Annotated in this window: 15 protein-coding genes and 1 other annotated feature; of the genes, 13 read left to right on the forward strand and 2 right to left on the reverse strand. The window is 40.8% G+C overall.

Annotated features, from left to right (window positions below; all coding sequences use genetic code 11):
* Window positions 1-186: 186 nt before the first annotated feature.
* Window positions 187-1,647 (forward strand): amidase, encoded by a 1,461-nt coding sequence (locus tag FFM63_RS04465; RefSeq protein ID WP_137609121.1) that lies wholly within the window; start codon window positions 187-189, stop codon window positions 1,645-1,647.
* Between the two features lie 101 nt (window positions 1,648-1,748).
* On the forward strand, window positions 1,749-2,939 hold the full coding sequence (locus tag FFM63_RS04470) for an amidohydrolase family protein (RefSeq protein ID WP_137609122.1): 1,191 nt from the start codon (window positions 1,749-1,751) through the stop codon (window positions 2,937-2,939).
* A gap of 96 nt (window positions 2,940-3,035) precedes the next feature.
* On the opposite strand, the gene rnhC is transcribed toward FFM63_RS04470, so the two are convergent.
* Window positions 3,036-3,935, reverse strand: coding sequence for a ribonuclease HIII (rnhC, locus tag FFM63_RS04475; protein ID WP_137609123.1), 900 nt, complete (start codon window positions 3,933-3,935; stop codon window positions 3,036-3,038).
* Between the two features lie 135 nt (window positions 3,936-4,070).
* Here rnhC and zapA point away from each other — a divergent pair, with 135 nt between their 5' ends.
* From zapA to FFM63_RS04530, 11 genes are all read left to right on the forward strand, one after another.
* Window positions 4,071-4,505: a cell division protein ZapA gene (gene zapA, locus FFM63_RS04480; RefSeq protein ID WP_137609124.1), complete on the forward strand. Its 435-nt coding sequence runs from the start codon at window positions 4,071-4,073 to the stop codon at window positions 4,503-4,505.
* 12 nt (window positions 4,506-4,517) lie between these two features.
* Window positions 4,518-5,066, forward strand: a complete 549-nt coding sequence (locus FFM63_RS04485; protein ID WP_137609125.1) for a CvpA family protein — start codon at window positions 4,518-4,520, stop codon at window positions 5,064-5,066.
* A gap of 61 nt (window positions 5,067-5,127) precedes the next feature.
* Complete coding sequence (locus tag FFM63_RS04490) at window positions 5,128-7,488, forward strand: endonuclease MutS2 (RefSeq protein ID WP_137609126.1); 2,361 nt, start codon at window positions 5,128-5,130, stop codon at window positions 7,486-7,488.
* Window positions 7,489-7,602: 114 nt separating this feature from the next.
* On the forward strand, window positions 7,603-7,917 hold the full coding sequence (gene trxA, locus FFM63_RS04495; RefSeq protein ID WP_137609127.1) for a thioredoxin: 315 nt from the start codon (window positions 7,603-7,605) through the stop codon (window positions 7,915-7,917).
* Between the two features lie 122 nt (window positions 7,918-8,039).
* Complete coding sequence (gene uvrC / locus FFM63_RS04500; protein ID WP_137609128.1) at window positions 8,040-9,815, forward strand: excinuclease ABC subunit UvrC; 1,776 nt, start codon at window positions 8,040-8,042, stop codon at window positions 9,813-9,815.
* Window positions 9,816-9,901: 86 nt separating this feature from the next.
* Window positions 9,902-10,111 carry a helix-turn-helix transcriptional regulator gene (locus FFM63_RS04505; protein ID WP_137609129.1) on the forward strand — a complete coding sequence of 70 codons (210 nt, stop codon included), beginning with the start codon at window positions 9,902-9,904 and terminating at the stop codon, window positions 10,109-10,111.
* Window positions 10,108-10,572 carry a DUF6442 family protein gene (locus FFM63_RS04510; RefSeq protein ID WP_137609130.1) on the forward strand — a complete coding sequence of 155 codons (465 nt, stop codon included), beginning with the start codon at window positions 10,108-10,110 and terminating at the stop codon, window positions 10,570-10,572. The genes FFM63_RS04505 and FFM63_RS04510 overlap by 4 nt, the downstream gene beginning before the upstream one ends.
* 11 nt (window positions 10,573-10,583) lie before the next feature.
* Window positions 10,584-11,483: an ABC transporter ATP-binding protein gene (locus FFM63_RS04515; RefSeq protein ID WP_137609131.1), complete on the forward strand. Its 900-nt coding sequence runs from the start codon at window positions 10,584-10,586 to the stop codon at window positions 11,481-11,483.
* Entirely contained in the window at window positions 11,476-12,732 is a 1,257-nt protein-coding gene (locus FFM63_RS04520) for an ABC transporter permease (RefSeq protein WP_137609132.1), read from the forward strand. Before FFM63_RS04515 ends, FFM63_RS04520 begins: the two co-directional genes overlap by 8 nt.
* A gap of 87 nt (window positions 12,733-12,819) precedes the next feature.
* Window positions 12,820-13,635, forward strand: coding sequence for an aldo/keto reductase (locus FFM63_RS04525; protein ID WP_137609133.1), 816 nt, complete (start codon window positions 12,820-12,822; stop codon window positions 13,633-13,635).
* Window positions 13,636-13,786: 151 nt separating this feature from the next.
* Window positions 13,787-15,232 carry an alanine/glycine:cation symporter family protein gene (locus FFM63_RS04530; protein WP_137609134.1) on the forward strand — a complete coding sequence of 482 codons (1,446 nt, stop codon included), beginning with the start codon at window positions 13,787-13,789 and terminating at the stop codon, window positions 15,230-15,232.
* Window positions 15,233-15,333: 101 nt separating this feature from the next.
* Here the strand turns inward: FFM63_RS04530 and FFM63_RS04535 are convergent, their stop codons facing one another.
* Window positions 15,334-16,059 carry a gamma-glutamyl-gamma-aminobutyrate hydrolase family protein gene (locus FFM63_RS04535; RefSeq protein ID WP_137609135.1) on the reverse strand — a complete coding sequence of 242 codons (726 nt, stop codon included), beginning with the start codon at window positions 16,057-16,059 and terminating at the stop codon, window positions 15,334-15,336.
* Between the two features lie 216 nt (window positions 16,060-16,275).
* Window positions 16,276-16,323 (forward strand) — a sequence feature (sodium ion sensor (DUF1646 type); this cis-regulatory element may regulate processes involved in with the transportation of sodium ions).
* Window positions 16,324-16,356: the final 33 nt, after the last annotated feature.

Raw genomic sequence — 16,356 nt, forward strand, 5'->3', positions numbered from 1 at the left:
TCTTACGGAATTTTTGTGCAAGAGCGCGGGTGTTCTTTTTTGCATGTCCCTGAGTCTGACATCTTGGAGAAACTTTAATTGTGCAATGACGAAAACTAATGAAAAGGCTGACTATTTCATTAGTTTTTTTGCGAATAGATTTAGCAGTTATACTAGTTAAATAAAAATATACAAGAGGTGCTGACAATGAAAGACGGCCTGTACTGGGCGGGAAAATTGCGCAATCAAGAAATTAGTTTTCGAGAATTATTAGAAATTTTTGAAACAAAGGCACGCCAACAAAATCCGAATTTGAATGCCTTTGTAACAATGATGGATCAGGAGGCGCTTGCGGAATATCACATACACGAGAAAATCGCAGAGCGGCCTTTTGCCGGGCTGCCGATCCCGTTAAAAATGTTGGGACAAGCTAAAAAAGATTGGTTGAGTACATCGAGTTCAAGATTATTGCTGGAACAGCGTGCAAGCCGCAATAGTAATTTCACGAATCAGCTGTTGGAAAATGGTTTGATCCCCTTTGCTCAAACGAATGCGCCGGAGTTCGGCTTTAAAAATATCACGGATGCCCAAGTCTATGGACCTGCAAAAAATCCGTGGGATCCTGCTTATTATTCGGGAGGATCGAGCGGCGGGGCAGCTAGTGCGGTTGCAGCGGGGATCGTACCGATTGCCGGAGCAAGTGACGGCGGCGGATCGATCCGAATCCCTGCCTCTTTTTGTGGTTTAATCGGGTTGAAACCAACTCGCGGTGTGATGCCGGTAGGACCAAGTGGTTGGCGCGGTTGGCAAGGAGCGGCGATTGATTTTGCTCTGACTGTCTCAATGCGTGACACTGAAAAACTTTTCTATGGAATGCGAAAAATCAATAGCGCAGCGCCGTATCAAGCACCAGAAAAAGCTTGGCGGCATAAAGAAGCGGCTCAACAAAAAACGTTAAAAGTCGCGGTTATCATCGATTCGCCAATTGATTCAATCGTTTCTGCTGAAGCAATCCAGGCGGTAGAGCAAGCTTATGAATTTTTGTTGGCGCAAGGTCATCAAGTGGAGCTGATTGCGTATCCAATCGATGGAAAAGTGCTAATGGCTAGTTATTATTTGATGAATGGTGCCGAAACGGCCGCTATGTTTGCGGGAATCGAACAAGGGATTGGCCGTGCTGTTGGGAAAAATGACATGGAATTGATGTCGTGGGGCATTTATCAATACGGCAAGAAAATTCCTGCCAGCCACTATATCAACGCGTTAAATTTGTGGGATAAAGCGGCTTTTATAATGGAAGAATTATTTACAGCTTATGATTTATTGTTGACTCCGACAACTGCGGCAACAGCGCCTAAGATAGGTGAAGACTTGCAAAGTGAGGCTATCCGTTCGGCATTGGCTAACGCCGAAAATTTATCAGAAAATGAATTACAAGAACTAGTTGATCAAATGTTTGAAAGAAGTCTTCAAATCACACCGTATACTCAGTTAGCGAATTTGACAGGACAACCGGCAATCAGTTTGCCAACGCATTTGGCGCACGGGTTGCCTTTAGGTATTCAATTTACCGCCGCACGGGGACGAGAAGATTTGCTTTTACAAGTTGGAAAATTATTTGAAGCGGAGTATGGTTTTCAATTGCCCGCGTATTATCGAGAAAAATAAGTTGTTTCACTAGAACCATCAAATTGGGCTATCAATCTTGATGGTTTTTTTGGTACACTTAACAAAGTTATGAAAACGGTTCAACGGGAGGGGATAAGAGAATGATTTTATTAAAGGCGCACCACGTGATTACAGGTGATGGCAAAACGGTTATTGAAGATGGCGGAGTGGTTTATGCAGAAGATACTATTTTAGCTGTAGGCAAAGCGGTAGAATTGGAGAAAGAATTTCCGCAAGCACAGATTCGCGACTATGGCGAAGCATCGATTTTACCGGGTTTGATGGATGCTCATATTCATCTAGGCTATTATTGGACGCAACCAGACTTGCATCATTACAATGATTTCATGATTGCTTATTATGCACAGCAGCAAGCAGCAACCTGTCTAAAAAAGGGAGTAACAACGATCCGGGATTGTTGCGGCCCGCAATTTTTATTAGAAACATTACGTTTAGCAGCGGAAAAAGGGTTTGTCAAAGCACCAAGAATTTTGCATACGGATCGCGGAATTTGTATTACCGGCGGACATGGACATGAGGATGGTATCGAGGAAGTCGATGGGGCAGAAAATATCCGTCACACGATTCGGCGTCAAAAAAGAGACGGAGCGGATTGGATCAAGCTGTTGACGACCAACCGTGATGATATTTGTGAGTTTACTCAAGAAGAATTAGATGCAGGCGTAGCAGAAGCCCACCGATTAGGAATGAAATGTGTGGTCCATTCAGGCACACAGCCGGGAATCCAAATGTGTATCGATGCTGGTTTTGATACGATTGAACATGGAAATTTCTTAACGGTGGATCAAGCCAAACAAATGGTGAAAAATCAGCAGTCATGGACGCCGACGATGTTTGCCTATCATTTTCTGGCAGAATACAATCAGAAAGTTCAAGAAGTCGGGATCGATCATTCCAATCAATCAACTGAAACCTATTCGCATCATTTAGATTTCTTTGAAAGTTCTGTACAAGCTTATTCGGAAAATTTCAAAGCTATTTATGATGAAGGGGTAACGATTCTTGCGGGAACAGACATGGTGATGTTAGAAGCACCAAGTGTACCGATCGTCGAAGAATTAGAATTGATGGTTCGTTACGGCTTAACTCCGATCGAAGCCATTCAAACAGCGACACAAAATCCTGCTCGTGTCTTTGAATTGTCGGAAGTTACTGGCGAATTGAAAAGCGGTCTGCAAGCAGATATCGTTGTGGCAGAAGGTGACGTGACCAAAAATATCCAAGATTTAAGAAACATTCGACAAGTGCTCTTAGCCGGAAAAGAAGTTTAAAAAACTCGCGGCAAATGTAATGACCCCAAAAAGTTAGATTTTTGGTCTAACTTTTTGGGATCGGTTCAATCAATAGATTGTTTGCCGCAAGCTTTTCTAGATCATTTTTTGCGCTTTTTCAGTATTAGCAAAATGCAATTTGACGTATTTGCGCAGTAGATCTAGCCCCCCTTGCCGCAATAATTTTGCCGCAAGTTCATCAGAAGGTTTGCCAGCGCCAGAAGGGACTTTGGTTCCAAGTTCTAAAGAGGCTTTATCCAATTCTTCAAGGAAACTGGCGCGACTGATGATCGAAGCCGCCGCAACAGAAAGATGGTATTGCTCGCCCTTAGTGACGAAATAGATCTTTTGTTCGACACGTTGCGGTTCTTGTTTGACATACTTTAAATAATTTGCTTCTGAAGTAAATTGATCAATCAAGATCGCATCCGGTTTCGTCGGTTTGATTTGTTCCAGCAACAGCCGGATTGCTTGGTTGTGGAGCGCGACTTTCATCCGAACAGCATTGTACTTAGGCTGGATCTCATTGTATTTTTCAGGATTGACGACTAATAATTTATAAGGAATCAATTCTTTGATCGTCAGCGCCATTTTACGAATCTGCTCATCGGTCAACATTTTTGAGTCTTTGACACCTAATTGTTTCAAAGCGGCAAGATGTTCCTTATCGGCATAAGCCGCACAAACACATAAAGGACCAAAATAGCTACCGTTGCCGACTTCATCACTGCCAAGCACAGCGAGTGATGCAAAATTTTCAGGTAACATGCTGCTTTTTTTAGGCGCAGCAGCTGTTTTTCCCCAGCGAGCTGCTTCTTGATCAGCGTTGTTGCCTTGGAATAAGACTTTGCCTGAAGTGTAGGCAGTAATGCTTGTACCATTTTTCTTGGCGGAAAATTCACTGTAAGGAACTTTTTTGTTCAATAAGTGATCGGAATAATACGTTTTGAGTTTTTGAATTTCAGCTTTTGATAATTTTAAAACAGCAGAGCTCATAGTTTTTTCTCTTTTCTTTAAGTTAATTCGCTTTTAATTGATGAAAGTTGTACATATCAAAGATTTTAGCATATAATATATTAGTGTTTTTGTTACGAAACTATTAAAAAAATTGTTTTAGGAAGGTTGATCGATATGGCGCAGAATCGCTATAAGGCAATCGTTGCCGGTCAGACTTATACTATCATTGGACAGGAATCCAAGCAACATATGGACATGGTGACTGCTTTGGTCAATGAACAGTTAGAAGAGATTCTATCGTTGTCACCAGCGATTACACCGGAAAAAGCTGCAATGCTGCTGGCAATCAATGCGATCTCAGACCAGTTGAAAAAGCAAGAGGCCTTAATGAAATTAGAAAAGCAGCAACATACGCTTGATGGGCAGGCTGCTCATAATTTGGAATTAGAAAATCGGATAAAAAAAATCGAAGCCATTGAAGCCGAAGCGAAGGAAATCATGCGGAAAAATGGCAAAGAAAATGTTCCAATCCGGAATCACGTAGAAGCGCAGCAGATCGTTAATGAAAATCGAAAACGTGAGATTCAAAAAAGAGCGGCAAATAAATAAGTGAGGGATATTATGTTAACATTGATAATTTTATTTGCATTACTGCTATCTTTTTATACTGGTTATCGCCGAGGCGTGGCCTATCAGCTAGTATTTTCAATCGGCTATCTGCTAGCATTTATTGTTGCACGAATATTTTATCAGCGGCTAGGCGCACATCTGGATTTATTCGTACCGTACCCATCGGTTACAAATGAGTCGAAGATGGTCTATTATTCTATTGAACAAGCGTTCAATTTAGATAAGTCGTTTTATGCCGGCGTCGCTTTTGTAATGATTTTAGTTGTCGGCTGGCTCTTGACACATTTGATTGCGATCTTTTTTAAAAATCTGTTGTTCAAAGTGGCGGTTCCTCAATATGATGGAATCATCGCGGGTGTCTTACAGCTGATTATTTGTTACGTGGCGATCTTTTTGATTTTGAAGCTGGTCAGTTTTGTACCGATGGCTCTGATCCAAGGTCAGTTAGAAGAAAGCTGGTTTGCACGTTTTATCATTGAACATTCGCTGTTTCTAAGCTCGCAGTTTGACAATTTATGGGTCACAAAAATTATTGGATAAAGTAAAAAGCCGGGACGCTGTTTGACAGGTTTCGGTTTATTTATGTACAGAAGGTGAAAAAATGAATGAACGTATCCTTAAAACATTAGAATTTGAACAAGTTACAAAAATGATTCAACAGTTTTTAACGACTGAACAAGGAGAAGAAGAGCTGCGTCAATTGGCACCTTCTAGCGATGAAGCGACAGTTCAAGCGTGGCTGGATGAAACAGAAGACGGGATGAAGGTTCAACGTTTGCGCGGTGGGCTTCCAATTCCTAAATTAAATAATATCAAACCGCATATGAAACGGATCGAAATTGGTGCGAATCTGAATGGCTTAGAATTAGCAGAAGTTTCGCGAGTTCTTTCAACAACGAGCGAATTGGTTCGTTTCATTGAAGATTTAAAAGACAGCGAGCTGGAATTTTTGCGGCTATATTTTTGGGAAGAACAGTTGACGACATTACCTGAATTAAGCGGAAAACTACGTCGTTCGGTGGAAGAAGACGGTCATGTACGGGATGAAGCTTCGCCAGAATTGCGAACGATTCGTAGTCAGATTCGCCGCAGCGAACAAACAATCCGCGAACAGCTGGACGGATTGATTCGTGGAAAAAATGCGAAATATTTAAGCGATAGCTTGATCACCATGAGAAATGATCGTTACGTGATCCCAGTGAAACAAGAATACCGCGGAGTTTTTGGCGGAGTAGTCCACGATCAAAGTGCTTCAGGACAAACATTGTTTATGGAACCTAAACAAGTTGTAGAATTAAACAATCGTCTGCGTCAGCAGCAGATCGCTGAGCGTACGGAGATCGAACGTATTTTAGCAGAGTTGTCTGGAGAATTAGTAGCGCCTCGTCACGATATTTTGCATAACGCCTATGTCTTAGGTCGGTTTGATTTAATGAATGCTAAAGCACGGTTTGCTAAAACACTGAAAGCCGTAGTTCCTCAAATCGATCAAGCAAATCATGTCACTTTCAAACAAGCCCGCCATCCATTATTAGATCAAGAAAAAGCGGTAGCGAATGATCTGATGATCAGACAAGACTTTCAAGCCGTAGTGATCACCGGACCGAATACTGGTGGTAAGACAATTTCTTTGAAAACTTTAGGACTGCTGCAATTGATGGGACAAGCAGGCTTTCCTTTGCCAGTTGCTGAAGAAAGTCAAATGGGAATTTTTACAGAAATCTTTGCGGACATTGGCGATGAACAATCCATTGAACAAAGTTTATCGACCTTTTCTTCTCATATGACTAATATCGTATCGATTTTAGATAAAATCGACGCGCATAGTTTAGTGTTATTCGATGAACTTGGTGCGGGAACTGATCCGCAAGAAGGCGCGGCGTTAGCGATCGCGATTTTAGATGCGGTTGGAGCAAAATCTGCTTATGTCATGGCGACGACCCATTATCCAGAATTGAAAATCTATGGCTACAATCGTTCTAATACGATCAATGCCAGTATGGAATTTGATGTAGATACATTGAGTCCGACGTATCGGCTCTTGATTGGTGTTCCCGGTCGAAGCAATGCCTTTGAAATTTCTCGCCGACTTGGTTTGGATCCGTTAGTCATCGAAAGCGCCAAACAGATCATCGATGAGGAAAGCCAAGATCTCAATGAAATGATCGCGGATTTAGAAAATCAACGAAAAGCAACCGAGACCGAATATTTGGAGATCCGTCATTATGTGGATGAATCAGAAAAGTTGTACCGTGATTTGAAAACGGCGTATTCTTATTTCTTCGACGAACGAGAGCAAGAAATGGATAAAGCACGTAAAAAGGCGAATGCGATTGTCAACGAAGCCGAAGAAAATGCTGAAAAAATCATCAAAGAGATTCGTCAAATGCAGCTGACAGGTCAAGGGAATGTGAAAGAACATCACTTGATCGACGCAAAGTCACAGCTGGCTGATTTGAAACAAGACGAACAATTAAAGAAAAATAAAGTTTTACAAAAAGCAAAAGCGAAAAAACAATTTAAACCAAACGATGAAGTCATCGTAGAAACTTACGGTCAACGCGGGACGTTGATCCAAAAAGTCGGCGACAATGACTGGCAAGTTCAACTAGGCATTTTGAAGATGACTGTTGCAGAAGATGATATGACGCTGACTACACCAATAGAAGAACCGAAACAGCGTGTGGTCACCGGTGTGCAACGCGGCGCCAGTGCTCGAGTAAAGCCAGAATTAGATTTGCGCGGGAAGCGATATGAAGAAGCGCTTGCGGAAGTCGATCAATATATCGACGCAGCACTGCTCGCCAATTTTGCTCAAGTTCGGATCATCCATGGAAAAGGAACTGGCGCTTTGCGTAAAGGAATCACGGATTATTTGAAAAATAATCGAAATGTTAAAAACTTTGAATTTGCTCCGGCAAATCAAGGCGGCAGCGGTGCAACCGTGGTAACATTTAAATAGTTTACAAGTGTAAGCAGAAGAGTAGCGCAGAAAAAGCACGCGTGCTATACTATTTTTATCAAGAAAATAGATGCCTATTTATTAAGCATCCAAACGAATATAGGAGGAATTCAAATGTCACAAGTAGTTACTGATAAAACTTTTAATGAAGAAACAGACAACGGACTTGTTTTGATCGACTTTTGGGCTACATGGTGTGGTCCTTGTCGGATGCAAGCACCGATCTTAGAACAATTATCCGAGGAATACGATGAAGATGAATTCAGAATCGTAAAAATGGATGTGGATGAAAATCCAGAAACTCCTGCATCATTCGGGATCATGAGCATCCCAACGCTTGTTTTGAAAAAAGACGGACAAGTCGTTGACAAAGTGATCGGCGTTCACACGAAAGATCAATTAAAAGAGCTTATCCAAGCTCACATGTAAGAATTACTGAGCTGGACTTTATGTCCAGCTTTTTTGTCAGTTCAGCTTTGCCAGCCCGTTTTACGGAATAAAATTTGAAAAGCGGCGGTCAATTACAAGAGAGCGGTGAAGGGAAACAGCTTATGAACGAACGAATTAAAAATAAATTAGCGCTTTTGCCTGATCAACCCGGCTGTTACTTGATGAAGGATAAAAACGGTACGATCATTTATGTAGGGAAAGCAAAAATTTTGAAAAATCGAGTCCGCTCCTATTTTACTGGCAGCCATAATACAAAAACTGAACGGCTAGTCAGTGAAATCGTGGATTTTGAATATATCGTAACAGAATCTAATATCGAGGCGTTATTGCTTGAGATTAATTTGATCAAAAAAAATGATCCAAAGTACAATATCATGTTGAAGGATGACAAAACCTATCCTTTTTTAAAAATCACCAATGAAAAATATCCGCGCCTGATGATCACACGAAAGGTCTTGAAAGATAAGGCCCATTACTTTGGTCCATATCCTGATGTGAATGCCGCAAACGAAACGAAAAAACTATTGGATCGTTTATTTCCGTTACGCAAATGCAAACCGTCGCAAAAGACACCTTGCCTTTATTATCATCTGGGGCAATGTCTTTGTCCGTATGCGTTTCATGTCGATCCGCAAGTGTATAAGGACATGGTAGAAGAAATCAAACAATTTTTGACTGGCGGCCATACGGAGATCCAAGAACAATTAAACGAAAAAATGAATCAAGCCGCCGCGGATATGGAATTTGAAAAAGCTGCCGAATACCGCGATCAGATCAAAGCAATCGAAACAGTCATGACTAAGCAAAAAATGACGACTACGGATTTAGTCGATCGCGACATTTTTGGTTATGCAACGGATAAAGGGTGGATGTGTGTCCAAGTCTTTTTTGTTCGTCAAGGAAAATTGATTGAACGAGATGTGTCGATGTTCCCATTTTATAATGATGCGGAAGAAGATTTTTTGACTTATATCGGTCAGTTCTATCAAGAAAATGAACACTTTATTCCTAAAGAAGTCTTGATCCCGGATAATATCGACAAAGCTAGTGTGGAAGCATTGTTAGCCACAAAAGTGTTGCAACCACAACGGGGAGAAAAGAAAAAATTGGTGAAATTAGCTGGAAAGAATGCCCACGTCGCCTTGAATGAAAAATTTGATTTGATCGGCCGCAGTGAAGCGCGAACGATCGGCGCGGTAGAAAAATTAGGCGATGCAATGAATATTCCGGCACCAATCCGAATCGAAGCCTTTGATAATTCGAATATCATGGGGACGGATCCCGTTTCTGCGATGGTCGTTTTCATTGATGGAAAACCAGCAAAGAAAGAATACCGTAAATATAAAATCAAAACAGTCAAAGGACCGGATGATTATGCTTCGATGCGGGAAGTGATCTATCGACGTTATTCACGGGTTTTGAAAGAAGGATTGCCATTTCCTGATTTGATCGTGATCGATGGGGGAAAAGGGCAAGTCGATGTGGCCAAAGATGTTTTAGCCAATCAACTGGGGATCGATATTCCAATCGCCGGTCTGGCAAAAGATGACAAACATAAAACCAGTGAACTACTTTTTGGTCCGGAATTAAGTGTTGTGCCGTTAGAACGAAACTCGCAAGAATTTTTCTTGTTGCAGCGTATTCAAGATGAGGTCCATCGCTTTGCGATCACCTTCCATCGCCAACTGCGCAGTAAAAATAGTTTTGCCTCAAAACTTGATAATATCGACGGCTTAGGTCCAAAACGTAGAAAAATGTTGCTGAAAGAATTTAAATCATTGAAAAATATCCAAGCGGCTTCGATCGAGGAACTGCAAAAAGTTGGCTTGCCTAAAGTAGTGGCAGAAAATACGTATAATCAATTACAGAAAAAATAAAGTATAGCATCCTTTACATAAAAAGTAGGGGATGCTATACTTTTGTCAAATAATGTAAAGGATACTATACATTAAGAGGTGGTCACATGCAGAATCGAATTCAAATACTTCGAAAAGAACATAAGCTGACCCAGAATGATTTAGCGCAGGAATTAGAAGTCACCAGACAGACGATTATTTCACTGGAAAGTGGTCGCTACAACGCGTCTTTGCTCTTAGCTCATAAAATCGCTCGCTTTTTCGACTTAACGATCGAAGACGTATTTATTTTTGATGAGGGGGAGGAAGAGTTGTGAAAGCGTTAGCTAAAATTGACCGCGAGTATCGAAAAAAATTACAAAAACAAACGCTGATCTATTCAGCCGCAACAGTTTTCATGTTAGCATGTTTAGGAATTTTATTGATTGGAACGACTTGGTATGAATTAGCGATAAATGATCGTGCAGTCGGTTTTTTATCAGGGTTTTTCCTAACACTAAGTTTTGTATTTTTGATTTATATCGTAAGAAATCGCCATACGATGAATGATCCGGAAAAATTAAAACAGCATCGAATCGCTAAAACGGATGAACGTAATTTAGCAATCTCAAGCAAGGCGTTGCAAATCACCAGCTATGTTATGGCGATCGTGTTATTACTTTTGACCATGATTGGCAGCTTCATTTCAGCAGATTTGATGTCTATAGCCAGCGGTCTGCTTTATGTATTTTTAGGCAGTTATTTGATTGGTTATTTTTATTTTAGAAAGAAATTATAAGGAGTGAGAAAATGTTACAAGTAGAGCATTTAAGCAAAAGTTTTGGCTCATATAAAGCGTTGAATGATCTGAACTTTACAATTGAAGACGGGAAAATTTTGGGATTGATCGGTCAAAATGGTGCAGGGAAGACGACAACCTTTCGTTTGGTTCTGGACTTTTTATCAAAAGATTCCGGAAGTGTTCAGTGGAATGGTCATGAAATGTCGGAAAAAGATTATAATTTGATCGGCTATTTGCCGGAAGAACGCGGCTTGTATCCCAAAGTCACAATCGAAAACCAATTATTGTTTTTCGCTTCATTACGAGGAAAGAGCAAACAAGAAATTTTGCCGAAAATCGATGAGTGGATGGAAAAATTTCAAGTCAAAGGGAAGAAAACGGACAAAGTAAAATCTCTTTCAAAAGGAAATCAGCAAAAAGTCCAATTGATATCGACGTTGATCCACGAGCCTAAGTTGGTTATTTTAGATGAACCATTCAGTGGTTTGGATCCTGTCAATGCGGAGTTATTAAAAAACGGCATCATTGAATTAAAAGAAAAAGGATCTTGTGTCATTTTTTCTAGTCACAATATGGATAATGTCGAAAAAATCTGTGACCATTTGATCATGCTGCGAAATGGAGAAACGGTGTTGAACGGCAAGGTCCATGAGATTCGAGAATCTTACGGCCGCAGCAAATTATATTTGGAAGCACCAGTGACGAAAGAAGCGTTGCAGGCATTTGCTGGTGTCCGCACCGTTCTGCAAAAAGATGACGGCAGTTTTGATATCACGTTAGAAGATCCGGCTGCGGGGCAGGCGATCTTTGCTGAAGTGACCAAGAATGGCTATATTCCAATGTTCAATCAGCAACCACCGACTTTAGAAGAAATCTTCAAATGGAAAGCAGGTGTCGTAAATGAATAAGCTAGGAATCATCGTCAAGGACGTTTATAAAAAGAATGTAAAATCGACTGCTTTCGCTATCATGATCTTAGCACCATTTTTTGTTATGGGAATCTTCTATTTATCCCAACATTTCTTCGGCGATGCGAATGAAATCAATCAAATCGGGATTGTCAGCAATCAACCCGCTGCAGCCGAACAACTAGCTAAAACTGAAAATGAAGACTACACGTTCAAAGTAGTAGCAAGTGATAAAAAAGCTCAGGAACAACTAGAGGATAAAAAAATCGATGCGTATCTTGATTTAAAACTGGATGAGCATCAAGTTTCGGGAAAATTATACAGTAAAGCCTCTTTAGGGACTTCTACTGAAATGGCGCTGCAGCAAATTTTGAGCTCGATGCAAACGACTCTTCGTGCCAGTCAGCTGAATTTGACGACCGCTCAAGTTCAAGAAGTCATGGAACCGGCAAAGTTTGAAGCTGCAAAAGTCAGTTTTGAAAACGGCAAGATGGAAAGTGATGGCGGCAATTCAGATACTCAATATGTATTTAGTTTCTTAACGACAATCATCATGTTTGTCTTCATCATCAGCTATTCGTCAATCATTGCGCAAGAGATCGCTTCAGAAAAAGGAACACGGATCATGGAAGTCTTACTTTCAAGTATGAAGGCGAAGACTCATTATTATGGGAAATTACTAGGCGTCTTACTCGTCGCGCTGACTCAGTTACTGATCTATGGCGTTGCGCTGGTCGTAGGGTATCGTCAGTTCAAAAATCTTCCGATGGTGAAAGGAATGATTGAAAATGTGTCGTTAACAAGTATATTTGGCAGCAACATATTGATCATCGTCGGCTTCATGCTAGTGGGGATTTTCTTGTATGCGGTTCTTTCAGCTCTGTGCGGCTCATTGGTCAGCAAACCTGAAGATACAGCTAAAGCGATCCAGCCGGTCATGTATCTTTCGATGATTGGATATATGTTGGGCTTGATTTTAGGAAGCTCGGATCCAACAAATGTGATCATCAAAGTCACATCATATATTCCATTTTTATCTTCTTACAGTATGCCGATCCGCTTAGCCTCGGGTACCGCCGCAATGTCCAGCGCGTTTATTTCATTAGGGATTCTCGTACTTTTCACCGGCTTGTTAACTATTTTTTCTGCCCAATTATACAAATCAAATGTCTTAGTCTACAGCGAAGGTGGTACGCTTAGCGCTTTGAAACAATCAATCGCGATCATGCGGAATAATCGTCAGAAGTAAACAAATCAGTTGACCCTTGAATCAAAGTCTCTCACAATTAAGGTAGCATTGAACAAATTGCAGCACAACGAACAAGGAGGAAATTTGATGGATAAAACAAAAAAATTAGCAAATGGGCTCGAAATGCCTCGCTTAGGTTTAGGTGTTTGGCGCGTAGAAGAAACGGATGCCACAAATTCTGTCAAGTGGGCAATCGAAAATGGCTATCATTTGATTGATACCGCCGCGATTTACAAAAATGAAACAGGTGTAGGCAAAGGAATCGCTCAATCGGGAATCAAACGAGAAGATTTATTTGTTACTACTAAACTATGGAATGATGATCAAGGATATGAGACCGCTCATCAAGCCTTCAATGACAGCTTAGAACGCTTAGGTTTGGATTACGTAGATCTATACTTGATCCATTGGCCGGTTGAAGGGAAATTCAATGATTCTTGGCGGGCAATGGAAGAGATTTATGCGAGCGGCCGTGCCAAAGCAATCGGGGTTTCCAATTTCCATCAACACCATATCGAAGAGCTGATGACCACCGCTAAAATCAAACCAATGGTAGATCAAATTGAACTTCATCCAACACTGACACAAGAAAATTTACGGGAGTACTTAGCTAAAGAAGGAATTGCAGTCGAAGCCTGGTCGCCGTTGGGGCAAGGCAAGATCTTGCAAAATCCGACACTGACAGAGATCGGCAAGAAACACAATAAAACAGCGGCACAAGTAATTATCCGCTGGCATTTACAAAGCGATATTATCGTGATTCCTAAATCGGTCCATGAGGAACGGATCAAAGAAAACTTCGACGTCTTTGATTTTGAACTAAGTGAGGACGAAATGAAACAAATCGATCATTTAAATATCAATGAACGACTTGGAGCAGATCCAGATAATTTTAATTTCTAAATTGTTATAAAAACACATGTGAGAATTGGTCTAATTTGATCTCACGTGTGTTTTTTTGTGGCAATAAAAGTCAATAAAAACTTTTTTTTTGAAAGATAATTCGTTTTTTGCTAATTATATGATAAAATAGCAAAAAAATAGGAGGTTTTTGATGGGTAATTATTTAGTGAAAATTAATTCTCTGATCTGGGGAGCCCCGATGATCGTTTTAATTTTAGGAATCGGTATTGTTTTAACGATTGGTTCACGCATGATCCAAATTCGCCGCTTGCCGCTAGCACTAGAATATATGATAAAAAATGAAGAAGGCGGACAAGGGGATGTCACAAGTTTCCAAGCACTGTGTACAGCTTTGTCAGCTACGATTGGTACAGGTAATATTGTAGGAGTCGCTACTGCGATCGTCGCAGGGGGACCGGGAGCTTTATTTTGGTTAGAAGTTGCTGGATTATTAGGAATGGCAACGAAATATGCTGAGGGATTATTGGCTGTCAAATATCGGACGTTCGATGATCATGGTAGAGCCTTGGGCGGACCATTTTATTACATTGAAAATGGGCTTGGTCAGAAATGGAAATGGCTGGCAAAAATGTTCGCCTTTTTCGGAGCGGTTGCCGGATTGATCGGAATCGGGACGATTGCTCAAATCAATGGAATCACTTCAGCCGCAGAAACATTTTTTGATCCAGAAAAAATAAATACGGTCACATTGTTTGGTAATCAATATTCTTGGGCGGTAATTATTTCTGGTATCGTCGTTACCGTTTTAGTCGCGATTGTATTGATCGGCGGCGTGCAACGAATTGCGCGCGTCTCTGAAATCATTGTGCCGGTGATGATCGTTATCTATGTTGGTTTGTGTTTGTTCATGATCATTATTAATATCACCAAATTGCCGGCGGTTATTGTGGAAATTGTTCAAAGCGCTTTTGGCATGCGAGCTGTTTCCGGTGGAGCGATGGGAGCGATGATGATTGCGATGCAAAAGGGGGTCGCTCGGGGGATCTTTTCAAACGAGTCTGGCTTAGGGAGCGCACCGATTGCTGCTGCTGCCGCACAATCAAAAGAACCTGTACGCCAAGGGCTTGTTTCAATGACCGGAACTTTTATCGATACATTGATCGTTTGTAATATGACCGGAATGGCAATCATCTTAACAGGCGCTTGGAAAACCGGCTTAGAAGGATCGGCAGTGACGATTTATGCCTTTACCGAAGCTTTGCCAATTTCTCAAACGGTCGCATCGTTGCTGTTGATGGTCTGTTTAGCTTTCTTCGCCTTTACAACGATCTTAGGCTGGAATTATTATTCAGAACGCTGTTTAAGTTACTTAACAGGAGGAAACACCAAATTTTCTTCCGCTTTTCGTTTCGTTTATATTTTAGCAGTCTTTATCGGCCCGTACTTAACAGTATCAGCCGTTTGGACAATTGCGGATATATTCAACGGCTTGATGGCATTTCCTAATATTATCGCCTTGATTTTATTAAGTCCGGTCGTATTCAAGGAAACTAAATCTTACTTTGCTCGCTTAGCGGTGAGTGAAACGGATGATTTATCCGAGGTATCGCTGGATACATCGTTTGATGATGAATAACATAAATGAAAAATCAAGTGTCAGCAAAAAACTAATTTTGCTGACACTTGATTTTTTTATAATTCGAAAATAATGAGCTTCAAAAAAAGGCCAGTGACTGACTACTCAAATTCTTGCACAAAATAATCAAACAAACTTTGTTCTTTCGGATCTTTTTTGCGAGTCAATTCGGGATGCCACTGCACACCAAGGATCTTTGTATTTTTATCGCGGCTTTCAACCGCTTCAACGATCCCGTCAGGAGCCCAAGCAATCGGCACGAGACTTTCAGCGAGGTCTTTGATAGCTTGATGATGATAGGAATTAACTTTTGCTTGTTCGCCAAAAAGCGGGGCCAAGGTTGAATTAGCTTTAACTGTGATTGAATGCAGACCAAAATCTGGAACAGTAGGAAACATATCGTGTTTTACTTCCCACTTAGGATATTGAGACAAATCTTGATACAGCGTTCCCCCAAGTGTCACATTCAGCAATTGTGTGCCGCGGCAAACGGTAAAAATCGGTTTATTTTGGCGAATGGCTTCTTTGATCAACGCCATTTCAAAAGAGTCGCGTTCAGTACTTGTCGGACCTAATTTTGGGTGGGGCTCTTCTTCATAAAGAAAAGGCGTCACATCTTGTCCGCCAGCTAGTAACAATTTGTCGATAGTCGCCACATAGTCGCTAGCTAATTCAGGTTCGCTGATCGGCAATACTATCGGGATCCCGCCTGCGTGATGAACGCCATCGATAAAACCTTGCGGAGTATAAGTAAGTTGTTGATCAAAAAACGCTTGGTTGTTTTGATAAAGTTGATTTGCTGCAATTCCAATGATATTTTTTTTCATGAACGATCACTCCTCTATCATTTGATACCACAGTCAAAACTTAAAAAGCAAGTATTTCGATTATTAAATTTTCTTTTATTTAGCTAAATAAAAAAACTTCTATAATATTACGTTTATCTGCTTGATCAATGCAAGTGATTTTTATGTTTTTTGTTGAAAACTAGTTACGGATATACCAATTTTTGGTATACTGTAGTTGTTAAATATAAACAAAACGGTTGGGCGCAAGCTTCAAGGATCGGGTTCTTCAAGGGGTGAGAAGAACGACCTTGTTAGTTTGCGCTTTTTTTCATACAA

The sequence above is a fragment of the Enterococcus pingfangensis genome (genome assembly GCF_005405205.1).
GTDB lineage: Bacteria > Bacillota > Bacilli > Lactobacillales > Enterococcaceae > Enterococcus_A > Enterococcus_A pingfangensis.